Source organism: Streptomyces sp. YS-3 (assembly GCF_045257485.1).
Taxonomy (GTDB): domain Bacteria; phylum Actinomycetota; class Actinomycetes; order Streptomycetales; family Streptomycetaceae; genus Streptomyces.
The window spans coordinates 1-11,174 of record NZ_JBJHPC010000213.1 but is presented as its reverse complement, the minus strand read 5'-3'; the positions used below and the strand labels follow the sequence as shown (position 1 = coordinate 11,174).

General features: G+C 69.5%; 13 protein-coding genes. 10 read left to right on the top strand and 3 right to left on the bottom strand.

Features of this window, described 5'->3' with window-relative positions; translation table 11 throughout:
• On the top strand, positions 1-595 hold a 595-nt coding region (locus tag ACJA3G_RS18715; RefSeq protein WP_406554149.1), incomplete at its 5' end, for an RDD family protein.
• A gap of 27 nt (positions 596-622) precedes the next feature.
• Here the strand turns inward: ACJA3G_RS18715 and ACJA3G_RS18710 are convergent.
• Positions 623-886 (bottom strand): hypothetical protein, encoded by a 264-nt coding sequence (locus tag ACJA3G_RS18710; protein ID WP_406554148.1) that lies wholly within the window; start codon positions 884-886, stop codon positions 623-625.
• Positions 887-1,286: 400 nt separating this feature from the next.
• On the opposite strand from ACJA3G_RS18710, the gene ACJA3G_RS18705 reads away from it, so the two are divergent.
• Both ACJA3G_RS18705 and ACJA3G_RS18700 read left to right on the top strand, forming a co-directional pair.
• Complete coding sequence (locus ACJA3G_RS18705; RefSeq protein WP_406554147.1) at positions 1,287-3,695, top strand: immune inhibitor A domain-containing protein; 2,409 nt, start codon at positions 1,287-1,289, stop codon at positions 3,693-3,695.
• Between the two features lie 122 nt (positions 3,696-3,817).
• Positions 3,818-4,120, top strand: coding sequence for a hypothetical protein (locus ACJA3G_RS18700; RefSeq protein WP_406554146.1), 303 nt, complete (start codon positions 3,818-3,820; stop codon positions 4,118-4,120).
• 93 nt (positions 4,121-4,213) lie between these two features.
• Here ACJA3G_RS18700 and ACJA3G_RS18695 read toward each other — a convergent pair whose 3' ends face one another.
• Together ACJA3G_RS18695 and ACJA3G_RS18690 are read right to left on the bottom strand one after the other, a co-directional pair.
• Positions 4,214-4,801, bottom strand: a complete 588-nt coding sequence (locus tag ACJA3G_RS18695) for a nicotinamidase (RefSeq protein ID WP_406554145.1) — start codon at positions 4,799-4,801, stop codon at positions 4,214-4,216.
• A 99-nt stretch (positions 4,802-4,900) separates the two neighbouring features.
• Positions 4,901-6,229 (bottom strand): nicotinate phosphoribosyltransferase, encoded by a 1,329-nt coding sequence (locus ACJA3G_RS18690; RefSeq protein WP_406554144.1) that lies wholly within the window; start codon positions 6,227-6,229, stop codon positions 4,901-4,903.
• Between the two features lie 172 nt (positions 6,230-6,401).
• Here ACJA3G_RS18690 and clpS point away from each other — a divergent pair, with 172 nt between their 5' ends.
• From clpS to ACJA3G_RS18655, 7 genes are all read left to right on the top strand, one after another.
• Entirely contained in the window at positions 6,402-6,707 is a 306-nt protein-coding gene (gene clpS, locus ACJA3G_RS18685) for an ATP-dependent Clp protease adapter ClpS (protein ID WP_067159503.1), read from the top strand.
• The gene (locus tag ACJA3G_RS18680; protein ID WP_406554143.1) at positions 6,707-7,288 is read left to right on the top strand and encodes a DUF2017 domain-containing protein; all 582 of its coding nucleotides are present in this window, start codon (positions 6,707-6,709) and stop codon (positions 7,286-7,288) included. Before clpS ends, ACJA3G_RS18680 begins: the two co-directional genes overlap by 1 nt.
• A 339-nt stretch (positions 7,289-7,627) precedes the next feature.
• The gene (locus tag ACJA3G_RS18675; protein WP_406554142.1) at positions 7,628-9,082 is read left to right on the top strand and encodes an amino acid permease; all 1,455 of its coding nucleotides are present in this window, start codon (positions 7,628-7,630) and stop codon (positions 9,080-9,082) included.
• Positions 9,083-9,159: 77 nt separating this feature from the next.
• Complete coding sequence (locus tag ACJA3G_RS18670; RefSeq protein WP_406554141.1) at positions 9,160-9,582, top strand: Mov34/MPN/PAD-1 family protein; 423 nt, start codon at positions 9,160-9,162, stop codon at positions 9,580-9,582.
• A gap of 120 nt (positions 9,583-9,702) precedes the next feature.
• Positions 9,703-9,819, top strand: coding sequence for a putative leader peptide (locus ACJA3G_RS18665; RefSeq protein ID WP_324616203.1), 117 nt, complete (start codon positions 9,703-9,705; stop codon positions 9,817-9,819).
• A gap of 113 nt (positions 9,820-9,932) precedes the next feature.
• Positions 9,933-10,220: a MoaD/ThiS family protein gene (locus ACJA3G_RS18660; protein WP_406554140.1), complete on the top strand. Its 288-nt coding sequence runs from the start codon at positions 9,933-9,935 to the stop codon at positions 10,218-10,220.
• 14 nt (positions 10,221-10,234) lie between these two features.
• Positions 10,235-11,174: PLP-dependent cysteine synthase family protein (locus tag ACJA3G_RS18655; protein WP_406554139.1), on the top strand; the 940-nt coding region annotated here is incomplete at its 3' end.

Genomic DNA, 11,174 nt, shown 5'->3' with positions numbered 1-11,174 from the left:
CCCTTCCCCCGGGAGCCCCTACGGCCAGCCGCCCCCCGGGTCGCCCTACGGCGGCCCGCCGTACGGCGACCCGTACGGCGGCGGGGGCCAGTACGGCGGCCCCGACCCGCTCAGCGGGATGCCGCCGCTCGCCGACTTCGGGCGGCGCCTGCTGGCCCGGATCATCGACGCGCTGCTGATCGCGATCCCGCTCGCGCTGCTGGAGTGGGCGTCCTCGGACCGCTGGGTGTACGAGACGAGGACCGGCGAGGACACCTCCGACGTCATCGGCCGTGCGTACAGCGGCAGCGGGCTCGCCTGGAACCTCATCGGCATCGTGGCGTATCTCGCCTACGACACCATCATGCTCAAGCGTGACGGTCAGACGGTCGGCAAGAAGCTGCTGAACCTGCGCGTCGCGATGCTCAACGACGGCAGTGTGCCCACCACGAGCGCCGCGCTGGCCCGGACGGCCGTGCTCTGGCTGCCCGCCCTGCTGTGCTGTCCGTGTCTGTGGCAGATCATCCTGATCATCACCATCCTCACGGACAAGCCGTACCGGCAGGGCCTGCACGACAAGGCCGGCAAGACGGTGGTGGTGTCCACCGCCCACTGACCGCGTGCGGGCCGGCTGCGGGGTGCGTCAGCTCCGCACCGAGTCGGCCGGGACGCGCACCCCGGGCTCGGCGCTCTCGCCGACGGCGGCGGCACGGTTCGTACGGACCGTGCGCGCCGCCTTCGGCATGGGCACCGTCATGGCGACCAGCAGTCCCAGCAGAAGCGCGGCGAGCACTATCACGCCCACACCGACACCCGAGTCGGTCTGGGAGAGAAGAATCATGGCCACGGTCGAGAAGACGACGGTGGCCGAACCGTAGGCGAGCTGTGCTGCAGTCGGACGCGGCATGGCGGTATCCGTCCTCGGGGGCAGGCATCGGATGGGGGCGGGTCTCTCGACCGGGCAACCGGATCGCACTGTCAAGCGACTCTACGTCGGTGCTTGCCCCTGCGGAACCGATGGTAAGCGTGACCTAACCCACGGTGCCGGAGCACAGGGGGCGCACGGAGTCATTCGGTATTCCATCAGGTGGGACAGGCGCACCTGATGTCCCGGTTGGGTAGCACATCGGAACCGTTCGGATACCGGAACTTCCGCTCTGCATAATGTAATTGCCTGACTCAAGTCAAGATCTGTCTTTTCCTTGGCAACTCCGGTCCAATGTCGTCACTTGAGACGCGCGCCGCGCACCGGAGACCAGACCCCTCACCCCCGGTCCGTGCCCGGCCGCGGGGGAGGACATCATCAAGTGACCAGCAACAGACGAGCGGTCAGAGCTGCCGCCATACTCGTGGCCCTTGCCACGACCGGCGCGATAGGTTCCGCGTTCGCCACCGCCCAGGCCGACTCCAAGAGCCCGGCCCCCGTCGAGCGGCGCGACCCGGGCACCGTCTCGGGCAAGCACGTCGACAACATCCCGGGCCCGTTCACCAAGCAGCGTGAGCAGCAGCGCCAGGCGGCGCTGGAGAAGGTCATCGCGGGCGACAAGAAGGTGCAGCAGCGCGGCGCCTCCAAGGTCGTCCAGCTGGACGACAAGAAGTACGTCGAGCTCGCCCGGGAGAAGACCGACAAGATCTTCACGATCCTGGTGGACTTCGGCGACCAGGTCGACAACACCACCACGTTCGACCCGGACGGCCCGACCGGCCCCAAGCCCCCGGTCGTCAAGTACGGCGGCACCCCCGGCCCGGCGCACAACACGATCAAGCAGCCGGACCGCACCAAGGACAACTCCACCGCCTGGCAGGCGGACTACAGCCGCCAGCACTTCCAGGACCTGTACTTCGGTTCCGGCAAGAACGCCGACGGTACCGAGAAGCACTCCCTGAAGACGTACTACGAGAAGACCTCCTCGGGCCGCTACTCGGTCGACGGCACCGTCACCGACTGGGTGCGCGTCCCCGCGAACGAGGCCCGCTACGGCTCGAACTACTGCGGCGCCACCAACTGCTCCAACGTGATGGACCTGGTCCGCGACGGCGTCAACGCCTGGGCCGCGGACCAGAAGGCCAAGGGCCAGACCACCGAGCAGATCAAGGCGACCCTGGCGCAGTACGACCAGTGGGACCGCAACGACTTCGACAACGACGGCAACTTCAACGAGCCCGACGGCTACATCGACCACTTCCAGATCGTCCACGCGGGCGAGGACGAGTCGGCCGGCGGCGGCGCGCAGGGCACCAACGCCCTGTGGGCCCACCGCTCGTACGCCTACGGCACGGACGCCGGCAAGACCGGCCCCGCGAACAACCGGGCCGGCGGCACGCAGATCGGTGACACCGGCATCTGGGTCGGCGACTACACGATGCAGCCGGAGAACGGCGGCCTCGGCGTCTTCGCGCACGAGTACGGCCACGACCTCGGTCTGCCGGACCTCTACGACACCACGAACACCGCCGAGAACTCGGTCGGCTTCTGGTCCCTGATGTCGGCCGGCTCCTGGCTGGGCACCGGCAAGGACTCGATCGGCGACATGCCGGGCGACATGACCGCCTGGGACAAGCTCCAGCTGGGCTGGCTCAACTACGGCACGGCCAAGGCCGCGACCCAGTCGACCACCAAGCTGGGTGTCTCGGAGTACAACACCAGCGACAAGCAGGCGCTCGTCGTCGAGCTGCCGAAGAAGCCCGTCACCACCACGGTCGTGAAGCCCGCCGAGGGCACCAAGCAGTGGTGGAGTGGGATGGGTGACAACCTCAACAACACCCTGACCCGCCCGGTGGACCTGACCGGCAAGTCCAAGGCCTCCCTGGACCTGTCCGGCTGGTGGGACATCGAGCTGGACTACGACTTCCTGTACGCCGAGGCCTCCACGGACGGCGGCGCCACCTGGACCGCGCTCGACGGCACCGCCGACGGCAAGCCGATCAGCCGCGACCCCAGCGACAAGCCGGCCCTGACCGACGCCTCGGGCGCGTACAAGAAGCTCTCGTACAACCTGGACGCCTTCGCGGGCAAGAAGATCGACCTCCGCTTCCGCTACGCCACGGACGGCGGCGCGGGCGGCAAGGGCTTCACCGCCGACGCGATCACCGTGAACGCCGACGGCGCCGCGCTCTTCACCGACGGTGCCGAGGGCGACGACAACGGCTGGACGTCGAAGAACTTCTCCCGCATCGGTGAGTCGTTCACCAACGACTACCCGCAGTACTACATCGCGGAGAACCGCCAGTACGTGTCGTACGACCAGACCCTCAAGGTCGGCCCGTACAACTTCGGCTTCGCCAAGTCCCGCCCGTCGTGGGTGGAGCACTACGCGTACCAGCCCGGACTGATGATCTGGCTGTGGGACCTCTCCCAGAAGGACAACAACGTCTCGGTCCACCCGGGCCAGGGCCAGATCCTTCCGGTGGACGCCCACGCCAAGCCGCTGAAGTGGGCCGACGGCACGCTGATGCGCAACAAGATCACCCCGTTCGACGCCGCGTTCAGCTTCTACCCGACGAACGCGATCACGCTGCACAAGGCCGACGTGGCGACCACGGTCCGCTCGCAGCCGGGCGTGCCGATGTTCGACGACCACCGGGGCACCTACTGGTACGAGGCGAACCCCACGGGAAGCGTGAAGGTTCCTGACACCAACACCCGGATCTCGATCGTCCAGCAGCCCAAGGACGGCTCGTCGATCACCGTAAGGGTTGGTCCGTCGACCAAGTAGTTCTCAAAACCGCAGGTCAAACCATGATCGGCCGTCGCCCTCTAGCGGGCGGCGGCCGATCGTGTTTAGGTGCGTTCTACGAGTCCTTATTGACACGACGTCTCACGGGGGAGCGGTACGCCATGCCTGGCGGAGGTTTCAGCAAGCTGCCGAACGGCAGCGTCGTCGTCGCGCTCACGCTGCCGTCCCCCGCCGGGGACGGCCGCAAGGTGCGCGTCCTGGTCCATGCGGCCAACCGGGCCCGCGCCCTGACCCGGCTGCGGAACCTGGGGCTGCGCGCGGTCTATCTGCGCGGCAACACCGAGCCGCCGACGCCGGACGAGATCACGGCGGTCCTGCACCACCCGGACGGCCTGCTGTGGCGCACGGCGCCGGAAGAGCTCAGGGAGCTCTGGCACCCGATAAGGGCCCTGCTGCGGCCGTAGCGGCCTTCTGGGGGCGCGTTCAGGGGCGCGGGGAACTGCGCGACCGGCCCCCCACCGCCCCGCAGCCGACGCACAACGCGGCCCTCCCGGGGCTCACCCCACCGGCTTGCCCGAGAGCTCCGCGCCCGCGGACCGCAGCTCCTCGATCGCCCGGGCGGTGGTCTCCGCGGAGACACCGGCGGTCAGATCGAGCAGCACATGCGTGGCGAACCCGGCCCGCACCGCGTCCAGCGCCGTCGCCCGCACACAGTGGTCGGTCGCGATGCCGACCACGTCGACCTCGGTGACCTCCCGCTCGCGCAGCCAGTCCGCCAGCCCCACGCCGTTCTCGTCGCGCCCCTCGAAGCCGCTGTACGCGGCGGCGTGGGCGCCCTTGTCGAAGACGGCGTCTATGGCGCCACTGGCGACCGCCGGGGCGAAGTTCGGGTGGAAGCCCACGCCCTCCGTCCCGGCCACGCAGTGCACCGGCCAGGAGCGCTCGTAGTCGGGGTGCGCCGAGAAGTGGGGGCCCGGATCGATGTGGTGATCGCGGGTGGCCACCACATGGCGGTAGACGGACCCGGCGGCCTGCCCGATCAGATCGGTGATGGCAGCGGCGACGTCGGAGCCGCCCGTGACCGCGAGGCTGCCGCCCTCGCAGAAGTCGTTCTGAACGTCCACGACGATCAACGCGCGGTGCATGTCGGCTGTCCTTCGGTCAGGGAGCTGTTCAACGAGCGTAGAGACTCCGCCCCCGGCGCGGCAGGGGGCAATTGGTGCGCAAAGGCCCCGAGGTGCGGTTCACACGTACTCCGTGGGCAGCACCGGCTCGCCCCGGGAAAGCTGCATCGCGGACATCGGCAGTGTCCCGCGCGCCGCGATGTGCCGCTCCCGGGCCGCGTCCAGCGGCTCCCGGGCGACCACCGCGCCGCCCTTGACCAGCTCGGCCAGGAGCTGCCGGCCCGCGAGCTCGGGCGGCACCGGTCCGGTGCCCACGACCTCGGCCTCGGCGATCCCCTCCGCGTCGGTGCGCCGGGCCGCCCACTTGCGTCCGCCGATCGAGGACTTGCCGCCCATCGACTTCTTCGCCACCGGCACCAGCGGCGCCTTCGGGTCCGCGCTGTCCGCGCGGGCGACCAGCTTGTAGACCATGGAGCAGGTGGGATGCCCGCTGCCGGTGACGAGCTGGGTGCCGACGCCGTACGCGTCCACGGGCGCCGCCGCGAGCGAGGCGATGGCGTACTCGTCCAGGTCGGAGGTGACCACGATCTTCGTGCCGGTGGCGCCCAGCTCGTCGAGCTGCTGGCGCACCCGGTGGGCGACGAGCAGCAGGTCGCCGGAGTCGATCCGTACCGCGCCCAGCTCGGGCCCGGCGATCTCCACGGCGGTACGGACCGCCTCGGCCACGTCGTAGGTGTCCACCAGCAGGGTGGTGCCCCGGCCCAGCGAGTCCACCTGGGCCCGGAAGGCGTCCCGCTCGCTGTCGTGCAGCAGGGTGAAGGCATGCGCACTGGTGCCGACGGTCGGGATGCCGTAACGGAACCCGGCCGCCAGGTCCGAGGTGGTGGTGAAGCCGCCCACGTACGCGGCCCGCGCCGAGGCGACCGCGGCCAGCTCGTGAGTGCGCCGGGCGCCCATCTCGATCAGCGGGCGGCCGGCGGCGGCTGCGGACATCCGGGAGGCCGCGGCGGCGATCGCCGAGTCGTGGTTGAGGATCGACAGGATCACGGTCTCCAGGAGCACGCACTCCGCGAAGGAGCCCTCCACCCGCAGGATGGGGGAGCCCGGGAAGTAGACCTCGCCCTCCGGATAGCCCCAGATGTCACCCGAGAAGCGGTAGGAGGCCAGCCATTGGAGGGTCGGCTCGTCGACGATCGCCCGCTCGCGCAGGAAGCCGAGGACGCCCGCGTCGAAGCGGAAGTTCTCCACCGCGTCCAGGACCCGGCCGGTCCCGCCCACCACGCCGTAGCGGCGCCCGTCCGGCAGCCGCCGGGTGAAGACCTCGAAGACCGACCGCCGGTCGGCCGTCCCGGCGCGCAGCGCCGCCTGGAGCATGGTCAGCTCGTACTGGTCGGTGAAGAGCGCGGTCGACGGCACGTCCACCGGCAGCCCAAGGTCCGCAGCGTTCACAACCGGTTACCTCGCCTTTCCGTTCCGGCTGTCGACCGGGTCGGCCGGGGGCCCGGGGGGATTCCCCGGGAAGTGGCAGCCATGGGCGGGATGCTACTCCACTTTGCGTCAGACTGACGATTTCAGGGGCCCGTTTGTGCGACCGCGGTCCCCGGGTGGCAGCATGGGGTAAGTGAGTGTGGCTCCTGTAGAGATCGAACGGCCCGAGTCGGCGGAAGAGACCTTCGCCGTCCCCGAACCCGATGTGCCGTGGGTGACGCTCGTCCACAACGACCCCGTCAACCTGATGAGCTACGTCCAGTACGTCTTCCAGAGTTACTTCGGCTACCCCAAGGACAAGGCCCGCAAGCTGATGCTCGACGTGCACCACAAGGGGCGGGCCGTGGTCTCCAGCGGCAGCCGCGAGGAGATGGAGCGCGACGTGCAGGCGATGCACGGGTACGGGCTGTGGGCCACCCTCACCCAGGACCGCGGCTGATGGCCGGCTACTTCGAGGCGCTGCCCGGCGGCGGCGCGGCCGTCGCGCTCGACGAGGTCGAGATCGCCATCCTGCGCTCGCTGTCCGTACAGCTCCTGGAGCTGATCGGCCCCGGTGACGAGCCGATGGACGGCGAGGACCCGCTGGCCGCGCTCTTCGCCGAGGGCCCCAGCGAGCCGCCCGCCGACCCCGCGCTCGCCCGGCTCTTCCCGGACGCCTACGACAGCGGCGAGAGCGACGAACTGCGTGCCTCGGCGGCCGAGTTCCGCCGCTTCACCGAGAACGACCTGCGCGCCCGCAAGCGCGAGGACGCGCTCGCGGTGGTGCGCACCCTGGACGCGCTCGCCCCGCAGGGTGACGGCGGCGCGGTGCTGAAGCTGACGGCGGAGGACTCCCGGCGCTGGCTGGGCGCCCTCAACGACCTGCGTCTGACCATCGGGACCCGGCTGGAGGTCACCGACGAGGACGAGAGCGGCGAGCTGTACCGGCTGCCGGACGAGGACCCGCGCAAGCCGATGGTCATGGCCTACCTCTGGCTCGGCGGGCTCCAGGAGACGCTCGTCGAGACGCTGATGGCCTGAACGGCCGCCCGGGACGGCCGGAGGCGGCTGTTTTCCCTCTGTTCGCTCAGCGGACGCTCAAATCCGCATAACGATCCGATTACCGCATCGGTATGGTTTGCGGTCTCTTGCGCGCCTTGTCCGGTTCTTCTTGTGGTGTGCGCCACAGCGCTCCCGGTGGATCACCCGTAAGGACGTGATAAATCTTCACGACCACCCGGGGACGCCACCCATGTCCCCGGGGGCGCTTCGGCCGGCTGACCGCCGGTGGCACTCCATCCACATCCGGGGGGATCAGGACCTGGTCCGCGGCTTCGACGACCGAAGCGGGCGGGTCAGCATGGAGAAAGGCGCACCACCATGACCTCAGCGCAGGTCGACAAGCAGGACGACCGCTCCGGCAATGAGGCCCTGGGAACCGCCCACGGCGCCGCCGAGGGCGAGGGATACCAGCGGGGCCTCGGCGCCCGCCAGATCCAGATGATCGCGATCGGCGGAGCCATCGGTACCGGGCTCTTCCTCGGCGCGGGCAAGGCCATCTCGAAGGCCGGCCCCAGCCTCATCCTGGCCTATGCCATCGCGGGCCTGGTCATCTTCTTCATCATGCGGGCGCTGGGCGAGCTGCTCATGTACCGCCCCGTCTCGGGCTCCTTCTCGGAGTACGCCCGTGAGTTCGTCGGCCCGTTCTGGGGCTTCGTGACCGGCTGGACGTACTGGCTCTTCTGGGTCGTCACCGGCATCACCGAGGTCACCGCCGCCGCCCAGTACATGGCCTTCTGGACGCACAACGACGTCCCGCAGTGGCTGTACGCGCTGGTCTTCACGCTCATCCTGTACGCGGTGAACCTGATCTCGGTGAAGCTCTTCGGTGAGCTGGAGTTCTGGTTCTCGATGGTCAAGGTGACGGCCATCGTCGGCATGATCCTCATCTGCGCCGGCATCCTCACCGTCGGCTTCTCGGACGCCGCCGACACCGCCACCGTCGCCAACCTCTGGAACGACGGCGGCTTCTTCCCCAAGGGCATCGGCGGCACGCTGATGACCCTGCAGATCGTGATGTTCGCCTTCCTCGCCGTCGAGCTGGTCGGTGTGACCGCGGGCGAGTCCAAGGACCCCGAGAAGACCCTGCCCAAGGCCATCAACACCGTGCCGTGGCGCATCGCCGTCTTCTACATCGGCGCCCTGATCATGATCCTCTCGGTCGTCCCGTGGCACGAGTTCCAGCCGGGCGTCAGCCCCTTCGTCGCGGCCTTCGAGAAGATGGGCCTCGGCGTCGGCGCCGCGATCGTCAACTTCGTCGTCCTGACGGCCGCCCTGTCCTCCTGCAACTCGGGCATGTACTCCACCGGCCGAATGCTGCGCGACCTCGCCCTCAACGGCCAGGGCCCCAAGGTCTTCACCAAGCTGACCAAGAGCGGCACCCCGCTGATCGGCACCACGGTCTCGGCCGCGCTGATGCTGGTCGGCGTCTGGATCAACTACAAGGCGCCGGGCAAGGCCTTCGACTACGTCGTCTCCTTCGCCACCATCTCCGGCATGTGGGCCTGGATCATGATCCTGGTCTGCCAGATCCGCTACCGCGCCAAGGCCGACCGCGGCGAACTCCCGCAGTCCACCTTCCGCGCCCCCGGCGCCCCGTACACCAGCTGGTTCGCGCTGCTGTTCATCCTCATGGTCATCGTGATGATGGGCGTCGACAAGGACTCGCGGGTCTCCCTGTACTGCGCCCCGCTGTGGGGTCTGATCCTGGGCGTCTCCTACCTGGTCCTCAAGGCGCGCAACCCCGACAACAAGGCGTTCGCCAAGCGCTCGTAACACCACGCTTCTCAGCATGCGGGCCGTTCCGTACCACTCCTCGGTACGGGACGGCCCGTCTGCTTATCCTTGCGCTCATGCTGACCCTCACCCAGGCCCTCTACGACCAGATCGTCGCGCACGCCCGCGCCGACCACCCCGACGAGGCGTGCGGCGTGGTCGCCGGCCCGGCCGGCACCGGCCGCCCCGAGCGGTTCGTCCCGATGCTCAACGCGGCGCGCTCGCCCACGTTCTACGAGTTCGACTCCCAGGACCTGCTGAAGCTGTACCGCGAGATGGACGACCGCGACGAGGAGCCGGTGATCGTCTACCACTCCCACACGGCGACCGAGGCCTACCCCTCGCGCACCGACGTGACGTACGCCAACGAGCCCGGCGCCCACTACGTCCTGGTCTCCACGGCGGACACGGACGGCCTCGGGGACTTCCAGTTCCGCTCGTACCGGATCGTGGACGGTGTGATCGAGGAGGAAGAGGTCCAGGTCGTCCAGGCGTACTGAACCGGCCGAGGGGGCGCGCGGCGGGCTCCGCCGCGCCCGTCGCCCGCATCCTGAGCAGAGTGCGCCCACCATCTGAGATCACACTCCGGAAAGCGGACCGGGAATCGATACGATGACCGCATGGTTCCCCACGACGTGAGCGAAGAGAAGCCGAGCAGCCCGCTGCTGGTGGCGCGCCTGCACGTCGACCTGTGCCGCCTGGCGAGCGCGATGTGTCCGCGTCCCACCGCCGTCTGAGCCGCGCCCGCACCACCGCGTACGCCCCGCGTACCCTGCGCACCATCCGCAGCACGCGCGCCGAGCCGCGCACCCCTGCCTTCCCCTCCCGACTCCTGACAGGAGCCCACGCCATGGCCATCGAGGTCCGCATCCCGACCATCCTCCGCACCTACACCGACGGCGCGAAGGCGGTCGAAGGCAGCGGGGCGACCATCGGCGAGCTCTTCGCCGACCTGGAGACCCGCCACACCGGCATCCGCGAGCGTCTCGTCGACGAGAAGACCGGCGGCGAGCTGCGCCGCTTCGTGAACGTCTACCTCAACGACGAGGACGTCCGCTTCCTCGCGGGCATCTCCACCGCGCTGTCCGACGGCGACAGCGTCACGATCCTGCCGGCCGTGGCCGGCGGCATGGTCTGAGGCTGATCGCCGTCATGCGCTACGACTCCGCGCTCGCCGCGGTCGGCAACACCCCGCTGGTCCGCCTGCCCCGGCTGTCGCCCTCGGACGACGTACGCATCTGGGCGAAGCTGGAGGATCGCAACCCGACCGGCTCGGTCAAGGACCGCCCCGCGCTCCACATGATCGAACAGGCCGAGAAGGCGGGCCGGTTGACGCCCGGCTGCACCATCCTGGAGCCGACCAGCGGCAACACCGGCATCTCGCTGGCCATGGCGGCGAAGCTCAAGGGCTACCGCATCGTGTGCGTGATGCCCGAGAACACCTCCCAGGAGCGCCGCGACCTGCTGAAGATGTGGGGCGCGGAAATCGTCCCCTCGCCCGCGGCGGGCGGCTCCAACACGGCGGTACGGGTCGCCAAGGAGCTGGCGGCCCAGAACCCGTCCTGGGTGATGCTGTACCAGTACGGCAACCCCGACAACGCCGGCGCCCACTACGCCACGACGGGCCCGGAGATCCTGGCCGACCTCCCCTCGATCACGCACTTCGTGGCGGGCCTGGGGACGACGGGCACGCTGATGGGCGTGGGCCGCTATCTGCGCGAGCGCGTCCCCGGCGTCCAGATCGTCGCCGCCGAGCCGCGCTACGACGACCTGGTCTACGGCCTGCGCAACCTGGACGAGGGCTTCGTCCCCGAGCTGTACGACGCGTCGGTCCTGACGAGCCGCTTCTCGGTGGGCTCGGCGGACGCGGTGACCCGCACCCGCGAACTCCTCAAGGAGGAGGGCATCTTCGCGGGCGTCTCCACCGGGGCGGCGCTGCACGCGGCGATCGGCGTGGGCCGCAAGGCGGTCAAGGCGGGCGCACCGGCGGACATCGTGTTCGTGGTGGCGGACGGGGGCTGGAAGTACCTGTCGACGGGGGTGTACACGGCGGAGACGACGGAGGAAGCGATCGAAACACTGCAGGGGCAGC

Bases quoted from the DNA above. Each gene is read 5' to 3' on its own strand.
- ACJA3G_RS18665 (WP_324616203.1), top strand. From the start codon at position 9,703: ATGGTTCCCCACGACGTGAGCGAAGAGAAGCCGAGCAGCCCGCTGCTG.
- ACJA3G_RS18695 (WP_406554145.1), bottom strand. From the start codon at position 4,801: ATGCACCGCGCGTTGATCGTCGTGGACGTTCAGAACGACTTCTGCGAG.
- ACJA3G_RS18675 (WP_406554142.1), top strand. From the start codon at position 7,628: ATGACCTCAGCGCAGGTCGACAAGCAGGACGACCGCTCCGGCAATGAG.
- ACJA3G_RS18710 (WP_406554148.1), bottom strand. From the start codon at position 886: ATGCCGCGTCCGACTGCAGCACAGCTCGCCTACGGTTCGGCCACCGTC.
- ACJA3G_RS18670 (WP_406554141.1), top strand. From the start codon at position 9,160: ATGCTGACCCTCACCCAGGCCCTCTACGACCAGATCGTCGCGCACGCC.
- ACJA3G_RS18660 (WP_406554140.1), top strand. From the start codon at position 9,933: ATGGCCATCGAGGTCCGCATCCCGACCATCCTCCGCACCTACACCGAC.
- ACJA3G_RS18700 (WP_406554146.1), top strand. From the start codon at position 3,818: ATGCCTGGCGGAGGTTTCAGCAAGCTGCCGAACGGCAGCGTCGTCGTC.
- ACJA3G_RS18680 (WP_406554143.1), top strand. From the start codon at position 6,707: ATGGCCGGCTACTTCGAGGCGCTGCCCGGCGGCGGCGCGGCCGTCGCG.